At 68.2% G+C, this 18,128-nt stretch carries 23 protein-coding genes; 14 read left to right on the top strand and 9 right to left on the bottom strand.

All coding sequences use genetic code 11. From position 1 onward, the window contains the following. Nucleotides 1-68 precede the first annotated feature (68 nt). Complete coding sequence (gene rlmB / locus IEY31_RS14640; RefSeq protein WP_188973274.1) at nt 69-797, top strand: 23S rRNA (guanosine(2251)-2'-O)-methyltransferase RlmB; 729 nt, start codon at nt 69-71, stop codon at nt 795-797. Beyond that, complete coding sequence (locus tag IEY31_RS14635) at nt 794-1,705, top strand: aldose 1-epimerase (RefSeq protein WP_229723653.1); 912 nt, start codon at nt 794-796, stop codon at nt 1,703-1,705. Before rlmB ends, IEY31_RS14635 begins: the two co-directional genes overlap by 4 nt. Before the next feature lie 27 nt (nt 1,706-1,732). Here IEY31_RS14635 and IEY31_RS14630 read toward each other — a convergent pair whose 3' ends face one another. The 3 genes from IEY31_RS14630 to IEY31_RS14620 form a co-directional block, all read right to left on the bottom strand. Next, complete coding sequence (locus IEY31_RS14630; protein WP_188973272.1) at nt 1,733-1,969, bottom strand: hypothetical protein; 237 nt, start codon at nt 1,967-1,969, stop codon at nt 1,733-1,735. 88 nt (nt 1,970-2,057) lie between these two features. Further along, nucleotides 2,058-3,128, bottom strand: a complete 1,071-nt coding sequence (locus IEY31_RS14625; protein ID WP_188973270.1) for a S1C family serine protease — start codon at nt 3,126-3,128, stop codon at nt 2,058-2,060. Between the two features lie 117 nt (nt 3,129-3,245). Next, entirely contained in the window at nt 3,246-4,124 is an 879-nt protein-coding gene (locus IEY31_RS14620) for an N-acetylglucosamine kinase (RefSeq protein ID WP_188973268.1), read from the bottom strand. 100 nt (nt 4,125-4,224) lie between these two features. On the opposite strand from IEY31_RS14620, the gene IEY31_RS14615 reads away from it, so the two are divergent. From IEY31_RS14615 to IEY31_RS18765, 9 genes are all read left to right on the top strand, one after another. Next, a complete protein-coding gene (locus tag IEY31_RS14615) occupies nt 4,225-4,713 on the top strand; it encodes an EVE domain-containing protein (RefSeq protein ID WP_188973266.1) in 489 nt (162 codons plus the stop codon). Nucleotides 4,714-4,954: 241 nt separating this feature from the next. Next, on the top strand, nt 4,955-5,581 hold the full coding sequence (locus tag IEY31_RS14610) for a 1-acyl-sn-glycerol-3-phosphate acyltransferase (protein WP_188973264.1): 627 nt from the start codon (nt 4,955-4,957) through the stop codon (nt 5,579-5,581). Nucleotides 5,582-5,752: 171 nt separating this feature from the next. After that, nucleotides 5,753-6,526 (top strand): ABC transporter ATP-binding protein, encoded by a 774-nt coding sequence (locus tag IEY31_RS14605; protein WP_188973322.1) that lies wholly within the window; start codon nt 5,753-5,755, stop codon nt 6,524-6,526. Further along, nucleotides 6,523-7,269 carry an ABC transporter ATP-binding protein gene (locus tag IEY31_RS14600; protein ID WP_188973261.1) on the top strand — a complete coding sequence of 249 codons (747 nt, stop codon included), beginning with the start codon at nt 6,523-6,525 and terminating at the stop codon, nt 7,267-7,269. Before IEY31_RS14605 ends, IEY31_RS14600 begins: the two co-directional genes overlap by 4 nt. Nucleotides 7,270-7,302: 33 nt before the next feature. Then, nucleotides 7,303-8,526 (top strand): ABC transporter substrate-binding protein, encoded by a 1,224-nt coding sequence (locus IEY31_RS14595; RefSeq protein WP_188973259.1) that lies wholly within the window; start codon nt 7,303-7,305, stop codon nt 8,524-8,526. 83 nt (nt 8,527-8,609) lie between these two features. Beyond that, entirely contained in the window at nt 8,610-9,500 is an 891-nt protein-coding gene (locus IEY31_RS14590) for a branched-chain amino acid ABC transporter permease (RefSeq protein ID WP_188973257.1), read from the top strand. Beyond that, entirely contained in the window at nt 9,497-10,453 is a 957-nt protein-coding gene (locus IEY31_RS14585; protein WP_188973255.1) for a branched-chain amino acid ABC transporter permease, read from the top strand. The genes IEY31_RS14590 and IEY31_RS14585 overlap by 4 nt, the downstream gene beginning before the upstream one ends. A 94-nt stretch (nt 10,454-10,547) precedes the next feature. Continuing rightward, nucleotides 10,548-10,817 carry a hypothetical protein gene (locus IEY31_RS18770; RefSeq protein ID WP_229723649.1) on the top strand — a complete coding sequence of 90 codons (270 nt, stop codon included), beginning with the start codon at nt 10,548-10,550 and terminating at the stop codon, nt 10,815-10,817. Beyond that, on the top strand, nt 10,814-10,978 hold the full coding sequence (locus IEY31_RS18765; RefSeq protein WP_229723647.1) for a hypothetical protein: 165 nt from the start codon (nt 10,814-10,816) through the stop codon (nt 10,976-10,978). Before IEY31_RS18770 ends, IEY31_RS18765 begins: the two co-directional genes overlap by 4 nt. Nucleotides 10,979-11,091: 113 nt before the next feature. On the opposite strand, the gene nrdR is transcribed toward IEY31_RS18765, so the two are convergent. From nrdR to IEY31_RS14550, 6 genes are all read right to left on the bottom strand, one after another. After that, on the bottom strand, nt 11,092-11,544 hold the full coding sequence (gene nrdR, locus IEY31_RS14575; protein ID WP_188973253.1) for a transcriptional regulator NrdR: 453 nt from the start codon (nt 11,542-11,544) through the stop codon (nt 11,092-11,094). Nucleotides 11,545-11,557: 13 nt separating this feature from the next. Beyond that, complete coding sequence (locus tag IEY31_RS14570; protein ID WP_188973251.1) at nt 11,558-12,298, bottom strand: SDR family NAD(P)-dependent oxidoreductase; 741 nt, start codon at nt 12,296-12,298, stop codon at nt 11,558-11,560. Between the two features lie 31 nt (nt 12,299-12,329). Further along, nucleotides 12,330-12,536 (bottom strand): hypothetical protein, encoded by a 207-nt coding sequence (locus IEY31_RS14565; protein ID WP_188973249.1) that lies wholly within the window; start codon nt 12,534-12,536, stop codon nt 12,330-12,332. A gap of 83 nt (nt 12,537-12,619) precedes the next feature. Next, nucleotides 12,620-13,330, bottom strand: a complete 711-nt coding sequence (locus IEY31_RS14560) for a heme exporter protein CcmB (protein WP_188973247.1) — start codon at nt 13,328-13,330, stop codon at nt 12,620-12,622. 21 nt (nt 13,331-13,351) lie between these two features. Further along, nucleotides 13,352-14,002 carry an ABC transporter ATP-binding protein gene (locus tag IEY31_RS14555; RefSeq protein ID WP_188973245.1) on the bottom strand — a complete coding sequence of 217 codons (651 nt, stop codon included), beginning with the start codon at nt 14,000-14,002 and terminating at the stop codon, nt 13,352-13,354. Continuing rightward, entirely contained in the window at nt 13,987-14,670 is a 684-nt protein-coding gene (locus tag IEY31_RS14550) for a cytochrome c biogenesis CcdA family protein (RefSeq protein ID WP_188973243.1), read from the bottom strand. Before IEY31_RS14550 ends, IEY31_RS14555 begins: the two co-directional genes overlap by 16 nt. A gap of 260 nt (nt 14,671-14,930) precedes the next feature. Here IEY31_RS14550 and trpE point away from each other — a divergent pair, with 260 nt between their 5' ends. From trpE to trpD, 3 genes are all read left to right on the top strand, one after another. Then, nucleotides 14,931-16,385, top strand: coding sequence for an anthranilate synthase component I (gene trpE, locus IEY31_RS14545; RefSeq protein WP_188973241.1), 1,455 nt, complete (start codon nt 14,931-14,933; stop codon nt 16,383-16,385). 100 nt (nt 16,386-16,485) lie between these two features. Further along, entirely contained in the window at nt 16,486-17,112 is a 627-nt protein-coding gene (locus IEY31_RS14540; RefSeq protein ID WP_188973239.1) for an anthranilate synthase component II, read from the top strand. After that, the gene (gene trpD / locus IEY31_RS14535; RefSeq protein WP_188973237.1) at nt 17,109-18,110 is read left to right on the top strand and encodes an anthranilate phosphoribosyltransferase; all 1,002 of its coding nucleotides are present in this window, start codon (nt 17,109-17,111) and stop codon (nt 18,108-18,110) included. Before IEY31_RS14540 ends, trpD begins: the two co-directional genes overlap by 4 nt. The last annotated feature ends 18 nt before the right edge of the window (nt 18,111-18,128 follow it).

Here is an 18,128-nt window from a genome sequence, read left to right as displayed (position 1 = left end):
GCCCACCGGCCCTCCCCCGGTGGAGGGCCTTGTGCTGGCCGGGGGCCGGCTTGCCTTAGACTGCGCCCATGTTGCTGTATGGAAGGAATCCGGTGCTGGAAGCCCTGAAGGATGGGCGGGTGGGCGAGGTGCTGGTGGCGCGCGGCGTCGAGGAGAGTTTCGTGGCCGAGCTGAAGGCCGCGCTGGGAGAGAGCGGCGTCAGGCTGCGCTTTGCCCCGCGCATCGAGCTGGATCAGCTGGCCGGCACCACCGCCCACCAGGGCGTGATGGCTGAAGTTGAGGACCTGGCCTGGGCCAGTGTGGACGACATTCTGGACCGCGCCGAGGCTAGGGGCGAGGAACTGCTGATCGTGCTGCTGGACGGCATCACCGATCCGCGCAACTTTGGGGCCATCATCCGCAGCGCCGAGGTGCTGGGCGCGCACGGGGTGGTGGTGGAGGAGCGCCGCAGCGCGCCGCTGTCGCCGGTGGTGGCCAAGACGGCGGCGGGCGCCACCAGTTACCTGCCGGTGGCGCAGACCAAGAACCTGCCCCGGCTGATCGACGCCCTCAAGGAGGACCGGGTGTGGGTGTACGGCGCGGCCGGTGAATCGGCGCAGGACGTGACCAAGACCGACTTCAGCGGGCGCGTGGCGCTGGTGGTGGGCGCGGAGGGCGAGGGCCTGCGCCGGCTGGTGCGCGAGAAATGCGATGTGCTGGTGGGCATTCCCACGCGTGGGCAGGTGGACAGCCTCAACGCCTCGGTAGCGGCGGGCATCCTGATTCACGAGGTGATGCGCGGGCGCGGTAAGGCGTGAGCTGGCGCACCGAGACGGTGTCCAGCGCCGCAATGACGCTGGAGGTGCTGCCGGACCTGGGGGCCAGCATCCTGAACCTGCGTGCCGCGTCGGGCCGTCCGGTGCTGCGTGCGGTGAACCCGACCACCGTGCAGACCAGCAGCCAGTGCGCCAGCTTCGTGCTGCTGCCCTACTCCAACCGCATCCGGGACGCGTGCTTTGCCTTTGAGGGTCACGACGTGCAGTTGCAGCCCAACACCGGGGCAGGGCTGGCCCAGCACGGCGACGTCCGCAACCGCCCGTGGACGGTCACGCGGGCCTCGGACAGCCATCTGGTGTGCACCTTCGACAGCCGGGACCACGCCGACATCAACTGGCCCTGGGCCTTTACCGCCCAGGTGGAATACCGTCTGCACGGTCCCCACCTGGACACCACCGTGACGCTGACCAACGCCGACACCCGCGACATGCCCGCTGGCATGGGCCTGCACCCCTACTTCCAGCGCCTGCAGGACGGCATCGACCCGGCGCTGGCCTTTGATGCCCCGCTGACCTACGACACCGACAGCCGCAGCCTCACAGTGGGCGGCGCCCGGGAGGTCCGTCCGCAGGAGGATTACCGAACGCCGGCCCATATCGGGACACGGCAGATTGACCGGACCTTCACCGCCTGGGACGGAATTGTCCGGCTGGACTGGGCAGCGGGCGGCAGGCCACCACGGGCGCTGGTCCAGACCGCCGACAACCCTTACTCACACCTGGTGGTCTTCACCGCGCCCGACGGCAGCCTGGCGCTGGAACCGGTTTCACACGCCACCGACGCCTTCAATCTGGCGGCGCAGGGCGTGGCCGGTGTGGACATGCGGGTGCTGTCGCCGGGGCAAAGCCTGGCCGGCACGGCGCGGATCACGCTGGAAGGGGTGTGGTAGGCAGCTGACGCTGAAGGCCTGGCAGGTTCAGGCCGCGTTGGTGGCCAGCAGTTCGCCGTCCGCGTCGCGCAGCTCGAAGCCGGGACGAGGGCGGTCAGACAGCCAGCGCAGGGCGTCCAGCAGATCGTCGGTCTCGCGCATGACTTCCGGCTGCTGGGGGCCGCCGGGAACCGCGTCACCGGTCCAGACGATGCGGTAGGCGCGGGGGGTGGAGGGTGGCGTCCAGGGCGCGCCCGCCTCTTCCTTCACGAAGGCTCTAGACATCCTCTCAGGCTAGGGTGTGGGAATGAAGTGTGGGTAGGCGCGGGCTAAGGCCCCCTTTAGAGCGTCTGCCTTCAGAGAGGGCTGCGGTTTATTCGCGCGGGCTGGGGAGGGTGGCCCGCGCCACCAGCGTGATGCGGGTTTCCCTGGGCTGGTTGCCGCGCAGGTAGCCCACCGTCACGGTGTCGCCGACCTCGCCGCCCCGCAGCGCGAGGATGACCTCGTTGGCGTCACGGGTGCGCCGCCCGTCCACGGTGGTAATGGTGTCGCCCAGCTTCAGCAGGTTGCCGCCCGCGTCGTACTCGCCGCCCTGCAGTCCGGCGCGGGCGGCGGGACTGCCGCCTACCACCCGCGCGATCACGCCGCCTGCCGGGTCAGTCAGGCCGCTGTGAAAACTGTCCAGTTCGATGCCCACCACCGGGGTATCGCGTTTCTCGCCGGTCCGCAGCGCCGTGATCAGGTTGTCGCCGTCCACCACCGGCACCGCGTAGCTGCGCCGGGTGATGCCGCTGCTGTCCACGCTGATGTAGCTGACCACGCCAATCGCGTTGCCCAGCCCGTCGATGATCGGGCCGCCGCTGTCGCCGGGGGCCAGCGGGGCGTTCATCTCCAGCGTGCCCTGCGGGAAATCGGCGCGGGCCGCCGCCGCGTCCAGCCGCAGCAGGCGGCCACGCCGGGGTTGCAGGAAGTCGCCGCCGCTGTTGCCCACCGCCAGCACCGTCTCGCCCACACGCGGGGCGCGGCTGGCCAGAGGCAGAAAGGGGAAGGGGCCGCGTCCCTGCACTTCCAGCAGCGCCACGTCGGCCCGCGCGTCAAAGGCCGTCACCCTGGCGCGGTACGACTGCCCCGACAGCGTGCTGACCTGAAACAGCGTGCCCAGACTCACGACGTGGTAGGCGGTCAGCACCTGCCCGGTCTCGCTGATGAAAAAGCCGGTGCCGATGCCCGCCTCGCGCGTGCGGGGGTCCAGGCTCTCGACGCGCACGGTGGCGGGGCGGACCTTCTCGAACAGCGCCTGGGTGTCCTTGGGCAGCGTGTTGGGCAGGGTGGCCGACACCTGCGGCTGTCGGGGCACCAGCTCGAATTTCGGCTGCCAGTTAGGCAGCAGATAAGCGCCCAGCGCCAGAATCAGCAGGACGGGAAGCCAGGGCGAAGCGCGCACGCACGCAGTCTAGGGCGCCCCGCATACGGGCAAGGTAGGCAAAGCCACGCAACCTCCGGTGTCCTTCCCCGGCAGTGGCTCAGCGGCGGGCGGGCGGGGGCTCAGACAGGCCAGGACTCAGACGTTTCTGGATTCGGGTGGGCCGGGCGCCAGGGCCAGGGCGCCCAGCAACGGCTCGGCCCCCGGCAGCACCGTCAGCGTGTCCCCGATCTGCGCCACAAACGCGGCCCGCACCAGCGGATTGAAGCTGCCGCCGCACAGCGCGACCTCGTGGCTGCCGCTGCGGTTCAGCACCGCCCGACCCAGCCGCGCAAGCTCAGCCCCGGCGCGGCGTTGAATCTCCTGGGCCTCCGGGTCGCCGTCCACCGCCGCCGCGTACACAGCGGGGGCCAGCCGAGCCAGCGCGGCGCGGCCCTCGCCGTACACGTGGGCGCGGATGTCCGGCCAGTGCCGGGAACCGATGGCCCCGAACAGGCCGGCGGCCAGCCGGCTTTCAGCCTGTCCCTCGTCCAGGCCGCGCAGCGCCGCCTTGAGGCCCTGCCGGCCCTGCCAGAACGCCCCGCCCGCGTCGTCGATCAGAAAGCCGTGGCCACCGGCCCGCAGCACCTTGCCCGCCGCCGTGCGGTGGTAGGCCATGCTGCCGGTTCCGGCATACACCAGGGTGCCCCCACCCCCCGGGAAGTGCGCGGCATGGGCCAGATGCATGTCGTCGGTGACGTGCAGTGCGGCCACGGGCAACCCGAAGGTGTCCGACAGCATGGCCTCGATCAACGGCGCGAGGTCCCTCTGTAGCCCGGTGACGCCCACCACCACCGCCGAGGGCGGCGTGGGCATGGCGGCGCGAATGCCGGCCAGCCCCTCAGTCATGCGCCCACGGGCCTCCGGCGTGTACAGGTGGCCGGACAGGGGTGCGTAAACGCCTCTGGCCGTGGGTTCCCCGCCGGAGAACAGCGCCCACTTGCTGCTACTCGCGCCCATATCGATGCCCAGAATCATGGGTGCCTGAGACTCCAGGACAACGTGCCGTTCATGCCTGGAGTGTAATTGACGGCGACACGCGGGACCTGCCACCCCTTCCGGCCTTACCCTGACCCCCATGTCCCACTGGCTCCTCAAATCCGAACCCGACGTCTTTGGCTACCCCGATCTGGAACGCGTGGGCCGCGAACCCTGGAACGGCGTCCGCAACTACCAGGCGCGTAATTTTCTGCGGCAGATGATGGTGGGCGACCTCTGCCTCTTCTACCACTCGCGCAGCAAGGCGCCGGGCATTGCGGGCGTGGCGCGGATCACGCGGGCCGCGCACACGGATGATCTGCAATTTGACCCGGCCAGCGCGTACTTTGACCCCATTTCTGACCCGCAGCAGCCGCGCTGGAGCATGGTGGAAGTGGAAGCCGTCCAGGCCTTTCCCGAAGTGCTGACGCTGGACACCATCCGCGCCCTGCCCGAGTGGGAGACTTCGCCCCTGACCCGCAAGGGTGCGCGCCTGAGCGTGCTGCCCGTGACGGCGGAGCAATTCGGGGCGGCGCTGACGGCGGCGGGGCTGAATGCGGTGGGGCTAGAGCGGGCAGCACGCCCGTAATTCAACTGTCAGAGGTCACTCGTCACACTGCGGTATGGAATCCGTCATCGCCGGACTGGCCATCGTTTTCTCGCTGCTGCTTGCCTCCCTGCAAAGGGAACCGGAGCGCCAGACGGTGCGGGTGCGCGTCAGGAACCGGCGCGGCTGACCGTCACCCCGGGGAGCCGCGCCGTGCCAGCCCGGGCCACCCCGCTGCACCACGCGACAGACTTCCGGCAGACGCCGCGTCTATACTCGCCCGGTGTCTGTAACGTGGCAGAGCCGCCCGCACACGCTGGGTTCGCGCGTGTCGCTCCTTCTTCTGCGGCTGGCGGGCTGGACGCCCGTGCTGGAGCCGCCGCCGATGGGCGGGGTCAAGTTCGTCACCGCCGCTGCGCCGCACACCAGCAATCTGGATTTCTGGCCGGGACTGTTCTGGAAGTGGGCCACCCGCATTCCGCTGCACTGGGTGGGCAAGCGTGAGCTGTTCGGCTTTCCGCATGGGATCTTTATGCGGGCGGTGGGCGGCATTGCCCTGGACCGCCGCCGCGCCGGGGGCAATTTCGTGGACGCCGCGGTCTCGGTGATCGAACGCGAACAGGAGATCGTGCTGCTTGTCGCGCCGGAGGGCAGCCGGGGGCAGGCGGGCTACTGGAAGACCGGCTTTTACTACATGGCCCTGGAGGCGGACGTGCCGATTGCCGTGACCGCGCTGGACTGGCCGCGCAAACGCATTGGCATCGTGGGGTACGTGCAGCCGACAGGCGACCTGAAGGCCGACTTTGTGCGGATCGCCGCGCTGCTGGAGGGCGTGCGGGGCCGCGTCGCCGGCAACGAGACGCCCGTGATTCCCAGACCTGATGACCAGGCTGGGCCCGGCCCGGCCTGAGCAGGCGTCCGCGTGCAGGCGCTTGTCGGTCCAGGCCCGGCGGTGTAACGCCGGTGTGACGCCGGGGCGCTACACTCTGCGGCGTACCACAATCAGCACAGTACTAAGGAGGACGATGCTCGACTTTGCATCCAGACGTTACTCGTGACGGCGCAGACCCTGTCGCAGGCCATGAAAAGCGTGGGCCACGGGCCGAGCGTGGCCCTTGAGGCCCGGAATCTGGTCAAGGATTTCCGGGGCTTCCGCGCCACCAACGACGTCAGCCTCGACATTCACGAGGGCGAGATTCACGCCATCATCGGCCCCAACGGGGCAGGCAAGACCACCCTTTTCAACCTGCTGTCGGGTTTTCTGAAACCCACGTCCGGTGAGGTGCGCCTGTTCGGCGAGCGCATCGACACCCTGCCCCCCCACCGGATCGTGCGGCGGGGGCTGTCGCGCTCGTTTCAGATCAGCAGCGTGTTTCCCACCATGACCGTGCGGGAAAACCTGCTGGTGGCGCTGCAATCCCGCAGCCGCCTGCCGGGCCAGTTCTGGACGCCGATCTCACGGCTGGAAACGCTGGGGCCACAGGCCGACGCGATTCTCTCGGACGTGGGACTGGCCGACTCGCACGCGCGGCTGGCCGCAGACCTGAGCCACGGCGAGAAGCGGCAGCTGGAAATCGGCATCTCGCTGACCCAGGACCCGCGCGTGCTGCTGCTGGACGAACCCACCTCCGGCATGGGCTCGGAAGGCATTGCCCGCGTCAAGGCCCTGGTCCGGCAGGTGGCGCGCGGGCGCACGGTGGTGCTGGTGGAACACAACATGAGCGTGGTGGCCGAGCTGGCGGACCGCATCACGGTGTTGCAGTACGGCGCGCTGCTGGCCAGCGGCAGCTACGACGAGGTGCGTCAGGATCCCCGCGTGATCGAGGCGTACCTGGGCGACGAGGCGGACGAATGACCGCGCCACATCCCTCCGTGCTCAACGCCGCCCCACCCTCCAGCCCTCCGCCCCTGCTTCAGGTGCGGGACCTGAACGCCTACTACGGCCAGAGCCACGTCCTGCACGGCGTCAACCTGCATGTCCAGCCGGGCGAGATCGTCAGCCTGATCGGGCGCAACGGGGCCGGCAAGACCACCACCCTGCGCAGCATCATGGGAGCGCTGCGCTCGCGCACGGGCAGCGTCACCTTTGACGGCCAGGACATCCTGCGCCTGCCCAGCAACCGGGTGGCCGCACGCGGACTGGCCTGGGTGCCGGAAGAACGCGCCATCATGAGCACCCTGACCGTGCGCGAGAACCTGGAACTGCCGCCGGCCCGTCCCGGCGGCTGGACCACCGAGCGCGCCTACGAGGCGTTTCCGGTGCTGCGCGAGCGTGGCCATCACCCCGGCAGCAAACTCTCGGGCGGCGAGCAGCAGATGCTGGCGATCGTGCGCGTTCTGCGCAGCGCCCCCCGGCTGCTGCTGCTGGACGAGCCCAGCGAGGGCCTGGCCCCGGTGATCGTGCAGCGCATCGGCGACATCATCCAGGAACTGCGTGCCGAGGGCCTGTCGGTGCTGCTGGTGGAACAGAACCTGAAATTCGCCACCCGCCTGGCCGACCGCCACTACGTCTTCGTGGACGGCGAGATCGTCGAGGAGATTTCCCGCCCCGACGCCCTGGCCCGGCGCGACGACCTGCTGCGCTACCTGAGCGTCTAACCCGACTTCTATTCCCCTTCGGAGGATTCCAACATGAAAAAAACCAGACTGACCGCCATCCTCGCCACCGCCGCCCTGTTCTCCGTGACCGCCGCCCTGGCGCAGGGCGCCAAGCTCAGCGATAACGTCATCAAGGTGGGCGTGCTCACCGACCTTTCGGGCGTGTACTCGGAGCTGTCCGGCCCCGGCAGCGTCCGGGCCGCGCAGATGGCCGCGGATGACTTTATGGCTGCCAATGCCGCATACAAGGGCAAGGTGCAGGTGGTCGGCGTGGACCACCAGAACAAGGCCGACGTTGCCAGCAACAAGGCGGCCGAGATGATTGACCGCCAGAATGTCGACGTCCTGATGGATCTGCCCACGAGTTCCGCTGCATTGGCGGCTTCCGAGATCGCCAAGAACAAGAAGATTCCGGTGATGGTGGTTACTGGCGGCACCACCGCGCTGACCAACGAGAAGTGCAGCAAGTACACCTTCCACTACGCCTACGACAACTACATGCTCGCCAACGGCACGGGCAGTGCCGTGACCAAGCGCGGCGGCGACAGCTGGTACGTGATCTACCCCAACTACGCCTTTGGGCAGGATCTGGATCGTCAGATGACGGCCGCCATCAAGGAGAACGGCGGCAAGATGGTGACCGCCAGCGACGCCACCCCGTTCCCCAACACCGACTTCTCCTCGTACCTGCTGAAGGCCCAGAGCCTTAAACCCAAGATCTTCGGAACCATGCAGGCCGGCAACGATCTGGTCAACGTGGTCAAGCAGTACAACGAGTTCGGCCTGAAGAAGCAGGGCATTGGCCTGGGGATCGGGCTGCTGTTCGAGACCGATGTGGCTGCGCTGGGACAGGACGCCTTCGCAGGCGCGCTGGCCACTGTGCCGTGGTACTGGAACCTCGATCAGCGCAGCCGTGACTGGGCGGCCAAGTTTGAAAAGTCCTTCGGCAAGAAGCCCACCTGGGCGCAGGCCGGGGTCTACAGCGCCACCACCACCTACTTGCAGGCTGTGGCGCGTGCCAAGAGCGACAATGGCGACGCCGTGGTCAAGGCCCTGGAAGGCCACCGCTTCAGCGACTTCTTTGCCCGCAGCGCGTACATCCGCCCGCAGGACCACCGCGTGACGCTGGACGTGTACACCGTGCAGGTCAAGCCCAAGGCGCAGGCCAAGGAAGCCGGCGACATCTTTACCAAGGTGGCCACCATTCCGTCCGCCAGGGCCTTCACGCCGCTGGCCGAAAGCAAGTGCAAGTTCTGAGGAACGGATAGGGGGATTTGGGGGCCGGGACGCTTAAACCGGGCGTCCCCGGCCCCCACCCCTTTTAACGTCATGGACAACAGATGAATACACAACTGCTGCTGATTCAAGTGTTCAACGGGCTGGTCAACGGGGCGTTCTACGCTCTGCTGAGTCTGGGCCTGGCGGTGATCTTCGGGATGCTGCGGATCGTCAACTTCATGCACGGGGCGCTGTACATGCTGGGTGCCTTTGCCGCCTTTGCGCTGGGCCAGGCCTTCGGGCTGGGCTTCTGGCCCGCACTGATCCTGGCCCCGCTGATCGTGGGGGCGCTGGGCATGGTGCTGGAGCGCACGCTGCTCTCGCGGCTGTATGGCCTGGAACCCAGTTACAACCTTCTCCTGACCTTCGGTCTGACGCTGCTGACCCAGGATCTGGTGAAACAGGTGATGCTGTCGCAGTTCGCGGTGTCCAGTGCGCCGTACACCACGCCGGACATCCTGACCGGCGTGGTCAATCTGGGCTTCGTGGTCTTTCCCAAGTACCGCCTGTTCGTGATCGCGCTGACGCTGGTGATCTGTCTGGTGACGTGGTTCGTGATCGAGAAGACGCGGGTGGGCGCGATTATCCGCGCCAGCACCGAGAATCCAGGCGTCACGCGGGCCTTCGGCATCGACGTGAGCAAGTGGGTCACGGGCGTCTTCGGCGTGGGCGTGGGGCTGGCCGGGCTGGCCGGCGTGCTGGCCGCGCCGATCTACTCGGTGGAGCCGTACATGGGCGCGGAGCTGATCATCACCACCTTTGCGGTGGTCGTTATCGGCGGGCTGGGCAGCATCCTGGGCAGCATCGTGACCGGCTTCGCGGTAGGCGTGCTGGCGGCGGTCGGCGCGGCCATCTACCCGCCGATTGCCAACACGCTGGTCTTTATCCTGATGGCCTTTGTGCTGCTGGTGCGCCCCAGCGGGTTGTTCGGGTTGCCGGAGGGAACGCGGTGACCGCCCTTCCCCGTACCGCCGCCCGCAACGACCGCGAGCGCACCATCCGCGCCGCGTGGATGATCGGACTGGGCCTGCTGCTGCTGATCCTGCCCCGGCTGATCTATCCGGTGCTGGCGCTGGACATCCTGGCCTGGGGGCTGTTCGCCGTGGCGTTCGACCTGCTGTTCGGCTTCTCCGGCCTGCTGTCTTTCGGCCACGCCGCTTTCTGGGGCAGCAGCGCCTATGTCACCGCCTATCTGCTGTCCAACGGTCAAAGCGTGCCGGTGGCCATGCTGGGCGGCACCCTCAGTGCGCTGGTGCTGGCTGTGCCCATCGCGTACCTCAGCGTCCGCAGCGCGGGCATCTACTTCAGCATGATCACGCTGGCCTTCGCGCAGATGGTCTACTTCGTGGCGTTGCAGTGGACCGACGTGACAGGCGGCGAGAACGGCCTCCAGGGCTTCGAGCGCCCCAGCCTGTTCGGACTGGACTTCAGCGACAGCGTCACGCGCTACTACTTCTGTCTGGCGGTGTTCGCGCTGGGGTTCTACATTGCCTACCGCACGGTTCGCAGTCCCTTCGGGCAGGCGCAGCAGGCGGTGCGCGACAACGAGCAGCGCGCCCAGAGCATCGGCTACAACCCGGTGCGCTTCAAGTTCACCGCCTTCCTGATCAGCGCCGGGCTGGCCGGGCTGGCCGGCAGCATGTACACCTTCGGCCACGGCGTGGTCAGCCTGGACGTGACCAAGTGGACCACCAGCGGCGAGGTCGTGATGATGACCCTGCTGGGCGGGACCACCACGCTGTTCGGCCCGGCGGTGGGGGCGGGGCTGGTGCTGCTGCTCCGGGATCAGCTGACCACTTCCAGCCTGCCTGTGGGCATCGTGACCGGCATCGTCTTTGTGGCCGTGGTGCTGTTCTTCCGCGCCGGAGTGGTCGGCACGATACAGGGCTGGCTGCGCCGCCGCTGACGCTCTCGTTCGCTGTTGCCCCCGCCACGTGCGGGGGCTTTTATTGTTGTGGGCCAGCTGGCGCAGTTCAGCGCCAGCTCTCGGGATGACGGACGTGACCTCCCACCTGACTTCCGGCGAAATACCTGAAATGGACGAACTGTTGCGCCTCTACAGCTCGGTGGGCTGGACGGCCTACGCCGGTGACCCGGAGGCGCTGGCCCGCGCCGTTCAGCAATCCTCGTTCGTGTGGACTGCGCGCGACGAGAACGGTGAGTTGATCGGTCTGGTGCGCGGCTTGACCGATGACATCAGCATTTTGTGGGTTCAGACCCTCCTGATCAATCCCCGCTGGCAACGCATGGCGTGGGCCGCGCACCGATGAACGCCATGCTTGAGCGCTACGTTCATGTCCGCCAGATGGTTCTTCTGACCAGCGACGGCCCTGAACAGGCGGCGTTTTACCGCTCACTCGGCTTTGCAAATGTCCGCGACGTTCCCGAATTGAATGCCCTCTACCGGACGAATATGCAGTCGGGGGATTGAGAGCCCTACAAAAACACTGCCCCAGCGCGGAAATTCTAGGTCGATGTATCAATTTGACACGCGCTGCATCCCACGCTATATTGTTTCCATCACCGTCCGAGAGGGCGGATTTTTTATTGCTCGTCCCGGTCCTTGAGTCCCCGGATCTCCTCGATAAAGCGTTCCAGGCTGTCGAAGTCGCGGTAGACGCTGGCAAAGCGGATGTAGGCCACATCGTCCAGCGGGCGCAGGAAGGTCATGGCCCGCTTGCCGATCTCCTCGCTGGCGATCTCGGCGGCCCCCACCTCGTCCTCGAAGCCGTAGGCGAAGGCGCGCAGGGCCTCGGGCTCGACCGGGCGTTTCTCGGTGGCCAGCGCCAGGCCGCGCAGCAGCTTGTCGGGATTGAAGGCCTCGCGCGGGCCGCTGCGCTTGACCACCATCAGCGGTTCAAGCTGGGCGCGTTCGTAGGTGGTAAACCGCCGGGCGCAGTTCAGGCACTCGCGGCGGCGGCGGATGCTGGCCCCGTCGTCGCTGGGGCGCGAATTGACCACCTTGGAATCGGGGGCCGAGCAGTAGGGGCATTTCATGCGGGGCGGCCCGTCACAGCGCGTTCAGCACGCTGGTGACTTCAGGCAGGCGGACCTTGGGGGCGGGCGGCAGCGGCACGTCCATCACGTTGCCGCGCAGGTGGCTCAATCTGGGCGTGGCCAGGGCCAGCACGGCGTCGGCCAGCGGGCGGTCCAGCGCCTCGTCGCCGCAACTGGCGCGCGAGGGCAACAGCATGTTCAGGCGCAGGTCCTCACGCGCCGCCGCCTCCACCAGGCCGCGAATCGCGCCGCGCTGCGGGTGGGCCTGCAAGCCCGGCTCGTCGCCGTGGGGACCGATGATGGTCAGCCAGGTGCCGGGCAGGCGGCGGCCCAGAATCTGCGCGATGGCCACGCTGCTCTTGACGTTGCTGTTGAACAGCTCCATCCACTCGTTCTCGCTGAGCATGGTGAAACTGGCGTGCGTGCGCTTGTCGGCCAGATGAACGATGCCGTGCAGCGCCCCGAAGATTTCCAGGATGCGGCTCTGGGCGCTCAGCCAGTCCAGCGGCACGCTCACGTCGGCCTTGATGGGAATGGAGTGTCCGCCGGAATGCTCCAGGGCGCTGGCCTGCGCCGAGAGCGTCTCGCTGTTGTTGCCGATCAATACCACGCTGGCCCCGAGCCGCGCCAGGGCAGTGCTGATCATCTTGCCGTAGCCCGCGTCGGCCCCGGTCACGGCAATCACCTGCCCGGCCAGCACCTCGCGGTAGGGGGTCCCGGCGCCGCGGTCCTGAGAGGGGGAGGGGTCCGTCATGCGGCCCAGCATAGCGCCCTGACCCCCGGCGTTATCCCGCCTGCGGCAGCGGCCGCAGCGCCGTGAGCGGCGGGTCGCCCGCGCGGTGGCCCTTGCCGCAGGCGTGGCACCAGTACCCCTGATCGCCGTCGCGCAGGTCGTGCAGGGTCATGGACAGGCTGCAGTCGGGGCAGACGTGAGCGTATCCGCGTCCGCTGGCCGGGTACGGATCGGCCTCGTTACGTAATAAACGCTTCATATTCTTATATTAACAGAATAGGGCCGCGTGTCAAACGCTGGGCGGCGGCGTGGGCTTCCCCTCGGGGTGGGTGATGCGGGGCGTCAGCCTTCGACGGCGTACGGAAACAGCAACGTCGCCAGGATGATCGTGCCCACGTCAAAGGCAGTCAGGAAGATGATCCACGGCCACACCTCCGCCAGCGGCAGGCCTTCGAGCAGGCCCGAGGTGGCCCGCACGGTGGCGATCACCACCGGCACCAGAATCGGGAAGGCCAGCGCGGGCAGCAGCGCCTCGCGGGCGCGCAGGCTGACGGTGATGGAGCCGTAGAAGGTGGTGCCTGCCGCGAAACCCAGCACCCCCAGTCCCGTGACCAGGGCCAGCAGCGACCAGGGCGTCGGCACGCATTCGCGGCCCGGCGCACAGTCCGCGCCCGCCGCGCCAAACAGCAGCAGCCCGGCCGGAAGTGTGAAGGCCGCCACCAGCAGCAGTGGCCCCAGCACGCCCAGCAGTTTGCCCAGGTACAGCGCCCCATGCGGTCCCGGATACAGCGTGAGCTGTTCCAGTGCCCCGGCCTCCTGCTCCTGCGCGAAGGCGCGCTGCGCGCCCACGGCGGCGGCCAGGGCCAGGGCGGTCCACACCGCCCCCGAGGCCACCCCCGCCGTCTGCGACAGCGTGCGCCCCACGTTGCCGCCCAGCGCCAGCCCCAGCACCAGCAGCACCAGCCCGGCGAAAAAGGCGGTGGCCAGCAGCGTGTCCCGCGTGCGGCCGGCGACGCGCAGGTCCTTGGCGGCAAGGTGGAAGATGGTGCTCATCTGTCCGCGTGGCCTTCCGCGCTACGCCTCATGCAAGATCCCAGCCGCCAGCCGCAGCGCCCGTGGGGCGACCTGCCGGGCCAGTTCCGGCTCGTGGGCGGCGACGATCAGCGTGACGCCCCCGGCGCGCAGTTCGCCCAGCAGCTCCAGAACCAGCCCCCGGCCTGCCGTATCCAGGTTGGCGAAGGGTTCGTCCACCAGCGTGACCGGGCGGGCCAGCAGGTGGGCGCGGGCCAGCGCCAGCCGCTTGCGCATTCCCGCCGAGAGAAAGCGGACGCGGCGGCTGGCAGCGGTTTCCAGGGTCACGCGCCGCAGCGCCGCCGCCACGTCTCCGGTCTGGCCGTGCATCTTCAGGGCGAATTCCAGATTCTCGGCGCAGCTCAGGTCCGGATACAGGCCCGCGTCCACCGGCATCAGGTGAATGTGGTCGCGCACCGCCCGCGAGTCGCGCAGGTCAAAACCCATCACCCGCCCCTCGCCGCGCGTGGGCCGCAGCCCGGAGGCCAGCAGGCGCAGCAGCGTGGTCTTGCCGGCCCCGTTCTCGCCCAGAAGCGTGATCCCCTCACCGGCCAGCACGTCCAGAGTCACGCCGCGCAGGATGACCTCGCGGCCCAGCCTCAGCCACAGGTCGCGCAGTTGCAGGGCGGGCGACCCAGTTAGACCCTCAGCCACGCGGGCGTCACCTCGTAGAAGAACGTGGCCAGCCGGGTGAACTGCCCGGTCAGCATCAGCACGCCCACCAGCACCAGGATGCCGCCGCCCACCCGCTCAAAGATGCCGGCGTAGCGGTTCAGGCGGCGCAGGTTCAGCCGGTTCCACAGCAGCGCGGCCAGCAGGAACGGCACGGCCAGTCCCAGCGTGTACGCGGCCAGCAGCGCCACGCCGGTGCCCAGGCTGGCGCTGCTGGCCGCCAGCCCCAGGATGCTGCCCAGCGCCGGACCCAGGCAGGGGCTCCAGCCGAAGGCAAAGGCCGCGCCCAGCGCCACCGGTCCGTAGCCCCCGGCGTCGGCCAGGGCGCGGGTGTCGCGCATCAGGATGGGCAGGCGGATCACGCCCAGCATCACCAGACCAAAGAAGATGATCAGGACAGCCGCGATCTGCCCCAGCAGGTACTTGTGCGGCGCGATCAGGGCGCCCAGGCTGCTGGCGGTGGCCCCCAGCGCGATGAACACCAGGCCGAAGCCCGCAATAAAGCCCAGCGCCCGCCCCAGAGGTGCCCGCGCCCCGCCGATCACGCCCAGGTAACTGGGCACCAGCGGCAGCACGCAGGGGCTGAGAAACGAGATCAGCCCCGCCAGAAACGCCAGCGTCAGCGTCGGGGAACCAGCGGGTAGGGACATGCGGCGAGTCTAGCGGCTCCGGGAAAAAAGCGAGGGGGCGGGCGTCCCTGGGGCGGGCCGCTGGGCACGCAGTCACGCTGTCTTCCCCCCGACGCCCTGGCCGCGCTATGCTTCTGGAATGACCGTCAGCCGCGCGTGGTGGTGGCCCAGTTTCACCTGGGTCTAACGCGCTGCTGCTTTTTTTTGCCGTGTCCGACGCGCCCAGGTGGTTTCCAGACCGCCGGGCGCTTTTTTTGGCCCCACCCCTGAACAGGAGACCCATGACCCAGACCGCCACCGATCCATCCCTGTCTGCCAGACCCGTCAGCGCCGTGGCCGTGCAGGAGCTGAACGCCGACCTGGACACGCCGGTCAGCGCCTACCTGAAAGTCACCGACGGCGCGAAGAAATTGAGTTTTCTGCTGGAAAGCGTGGAGGGCGGCGAACGTCAGGCCCGCTACTCGTTCATCGGCGTGGGCGAGGTGGGACGCTTCACGCTGCGCGGAAGGCAAGCCACCCTGAGCGGTGTCCTGGGCGATGAGACACTGCAAACGGATGATCCGCTGGACGTGCTGTACAGCCGTGTCCTGCGGCCCGTCGCATTGCCTGCCGAGAAGTTCAACGGCCTCCCACCCTTTTTCGGCGGCGCGGTGGGCTACGCCGCCTACGACATTATCCGCGTCTACGAGGAGTTGCCCGACGACAACCCCGACGAGTTGGAGGTCCCCGACGCGCTGTTCATTGTCCCCGAGGGCCTCGTTATTTTTGACCACCTGCGGCACAAGCTGTACGCGGTGGCCATCTCCGGGAGCCAGGCCGAGGCCGAGCGCATCGTGCAGGCACTGGAAGCTGATCTGCGCGGTTCATTGCCGGACGTGCCGGGGCGCGAGCGGGCCGAGCCGATGACCTTTTCCAGCAACTTCACGCCCGAGGGCTATCAGGCCGCCGTGCGCCGTTGCATCGGGTATGTCCACGCCGGGGACGTCTTTCAGGTGGTGCCCTCCCAGCGCTTCTCAGCGGACCTGACCGTCCATCCCTTCGCGCTGTACCGGGCGTTGCGCGGCATCAACCCCAGCCCGTATCTGGGTTTTCTGAATCTGGGCGAGGTGACGCTGGTGGCCAGCAGCCCCGAGAGCCTGCTGCGCAGCGACGGCGTGGGCATCGTGACCCGCCCGATCGCCGGCACCCGCCCGCGCGGCAAGACGCCCGCCGAGGACAACGCGCTGGCCGCCGAACTCCTCTTGGACGAGAAGGAACGCGCCGAACACCTGATGCTGGTGGATCTGGGCCGCAACGACATTGGCCGGGTGGCCGAGTACGGCAGCGTGACGGTGGAGGACGCCTTTACCATCGAGCGCTACAGCCACGTGATGCATATCGTCAGCGGCGTGCGGGGCCGGCTGCGCGGGGGACAGACGCCGCTGCACGCCCTGGCCAGTGTCCTGCCGATGGGCACGGTGTCCGGCGCACCCAAGATCCGGGCGATGGAGATCATCGACGAGGTGGAACCTGTGCGGCGTGGACCATACGGCGGCAGCTTTGGCTACATCGCCTTCGACGGCAGCCTGGACATGGCCCTGACCCTGCGGACGATGGTGATTGCAAATGGCAGACTGCACATCCAGGCCGGGGCCGGCATCGTGGCCGACTCTGACCCAGTGGCCGAGGAAGAGGAAACGCGCAGCAAGGCGGCAGCGCTGATGCGGGCGGCGGAACGGGCGGCGGCGGGGCTGTGACGGGTGGCAAGGGCCAGATGAAAGCCATGCCCGCTGCTGAGCCGCTGCCTCACCTGAGTGCTGGAAAGTTTTCTCAAATGGACATGCCTGGAGATCATCAATGACCCACATCCTCCTGATCGACAATTACGACTCCTTCACCTACAACCTCGTCCAGTACTTTGGCGAACTGGGCTGTGAACTGACCGTCTGGCGCAACGATGCGTTCACGCTTGAGGACGTGGAGCAACTGAATCCAGACGCCATCGTGGTGTCGCCCGGTCCCTGCACGCCGCTGGAAGCGGGCCTGAGCGTGGAGGTGATCCGGGCGTTCGCGCCGCGATACCCGCTGCTGGGCGTGTGTCTGGGCCACCAGAGCATCGGCGAGGCGTTCGGGGCCACCGTCAGGCGTGCGCCGATTCCGGTGCATGGCAAGACCAGCCGGGTGGCACACGACGGCCAGCACCTGTTTGCTGGCATTGAGGGAGAGGCCAGCGTGACCCGCTACCACAGCCTGATCGTGGAGGATCTGCCGCCGGAACTGCTGGCGACGGCCTGGGCCACCGATCAGACGCCGGGGGGCGAGTACCGCGCCCTGATGGCCCTGCGCCACCGCGATTACCCCGTGTTCGGCGTGCAGTTTCACCCCGAGAGCATCGCCACCGAGGACGGCAAGACAATGATCCGCAACTTTCTGAATGAGGTGGAGCGGCACCGGGCGGCCCAGGTCAGGGCGGTGGAGGCATGATCCACGCCCGCTTGATGAACGGCGAGATTCTGTCGCAGCCCGAGGCAGCGGCCTTCATGCGCGAGGTGATGGCCGGGGAAATGAGCGGGGTGCGGATGGCGGCGGCCCTGGCTGCGTTGCGGGTGCGCGGCGAGACGCCGGGCGAGATCGCCGGCTTTGCCCAGGCCATGCGCGAGAACGCCGTGCGGGTCAATGTCCGCCCGCGCGAGGTGCTGCTGGATGTGGTGGGCACCGGGGGGGACGGGGCGCATACCTTCAACATCAGCACCACGACGGCGTTTGTGGTGGCGGGAGCGGGGGTGCCTGTCGCCAAGCACGGCAACCGCGCTGCCAGCAGCCGCGCGGGCAGTGCAGACGTGCTGGAGGCGCTGGGCGTCAATCTGGACGCCCCTCCCGAAGTGATCGAGGACGCTGTGAACACGCTGGGCGTGGGCTTTATGTTCGCCCGCAATTACCATCCGGCGTTGCGCTACGCCGCGCCCGTCCGTTCCGATCTGGCCGCCCGCACCGTGTTTAACATCCTGGGCCCGCTGAGCAACCCGGCGGGGGCCACCCACCTGGTGGTGGGGGTCTTTAAGCCGGAGCTGACGCGCACGCTGGCCGAGGTCCTGCGGCTGCTGGGGGCCAAGGGAGCCACCATCGTTTACGGCGATGGTCTGGACGAGTTCACCGTCTGCGGCGTCAACACGGTGTCCGGCCTGCGGGACGGCGAGATCATTGACCGCACCCTGCACCCGGAAGAGGTGGGGCTGGCCCTGCATCCACGCGAATCTCTGGTGGGCGGCACCCCTGCCGAGAACGCCGGAATTACCCGCGCCCTGCTGACCGGCGGCGGCACCGAGGCGCAGCGCGACATCGTGGCCCTCAATTCCGGGGCAGCGCTGCGCACGGCGGGCCACGTGGCCAGCATCCATGAGGGCGTGGCCCAGGCCCGCGAGATCATGCGCGGCGGGCAGGGCTGGGACGTGTTGCAGAAATACGCGGCGCTGACGCGGTAGGGAGACTGCGGGCAGCTG

The sequence above is a fragment of the Deinococcus aerolatus genome (assembly GCF_014647055.1).
Classification (GTDB): domain Bacteria; phylum Deinococcota; class Deinococci; order Deinococcales; family Deinococcaceae; genus Deinococcus; species Deinococcus aerolatus.
Note: the sequence above shows the minus strand (reverse complement) of the source record. Positions and strands in the feature narration are given on the sequence as shown.

Coding starts and splice junctions, on each gene's coding strand:
- rlmB (WP_188973274.1), top strand. CDS start 69: ATGTTGCTGTATGGAAGGAATCCGGTGCTGGAAGCCCTGAAGGATGGG.
- IEY31_RS14630 (WP_188973272.1), bottom strand. CDS start 1,969: ATGTCTAGAGCCTTCGTGAAGGAAGAGGCGGGCGCGCCCTGGACGCCA.
- IEY31_RS14620 (WP_188973268.1), bottom strand. CDS start 4,124: ATGATTCTGGGCATCGATATGGGCGCGAGTAGCAGCAAGTGGGCGCTG.
- IEY31_RS14615 (WP_188973266.1), top strand. CDS start 4,225: ATGTCCCACTGGCTCCTCAAATCCGAACCCGACGTCTTTGGCTACCCC.
- IEY31_RS14605 (WP_188973322.1), top strand. CDS start 5,753: ATGAAAAGCGTGGGCCACGGGCCGAGCGTGGCCCTTGAGGCCCGGAAT.
- IEY31_RS14600 (WP_188973261.1), top strand. CDS start 6,523: ATGACCGCGCCACATCCCTCCGTGCTCAACGCCGCCCCACCCTCCAGC.
- IEY31_RS14595 (WP_188973259.1), top strand. CDS start 7,303: ATGAAAAAAACCAGACTGACCGCCATCCTCGCCACCGCCGCCCTGTTC.
- IEY31_RS14590 (WP_188973257.1), top strand. CDS start 8,610: ATGAATACACAACTGCTGCTGATTCAAGTGTTCAACGGGCTGGTCAAC.
- IEY31_RS18765 (WP_229723647.1), top strand. CDS start 10,814: ATGAACGCCATGCTTGAGCGCTACGTTCATGTCCGCCAGATGGTTCTT.
- nrdR (WP_188973253.1), bottom strand. CDS start 11,544: ATGAAATGCCCCTACTGCTCGGCCCCCGATTCCAAGGTGGTCAATTCG.
- IEY31_RS14570 (WP_188973251.1), bottom strand. CDS start 12,298: ATGACGGACCCCTCCCCCTCTCAGGACCGCGGCGCCGGGACCCCCTAC.
- IEY31_RS14565 (WP_188973249.1), bottom strand. CDS start 12,536: ATGAAGCGTTTATTACGTAACGAGGCCGATCCGTACCCGGCCAGCGGA.
- IEY31_RS14560 (WP_188973247.1), bottom strand. CDS start 13,330: ATGAGCACCATCTTCCACCTTGCCGCCAAGGACCTGCGCGTCGCCGGC.
- IEY31_RS14550 (WP_188973243.1), bottom strand. CDS start 14,670: ATGTCCCTACCCGCTGGTTCCCCGACGCTGACGCTGGCGTTTCTGGCG.
- trpE (WP_188973241.1), top strand. CDS start 14,931: ATGACCCAGACCGCCACCGATCCATCCCTGTCTGCCAGACCCGTCAGC.
- IEY31_RS14540 (WP_188973239.1), top strand. CDS start 16,486: ATGACCCACATCCTCCTGATCGACAATTACGACTCCTTCACCTACAAC.
- trpD (WP_188973237.1), top strand. CDS start 17,109: ATGATCCACGCCCGCTTGATGAACGGCGAGATTCTGTCGCAGCCCGAG.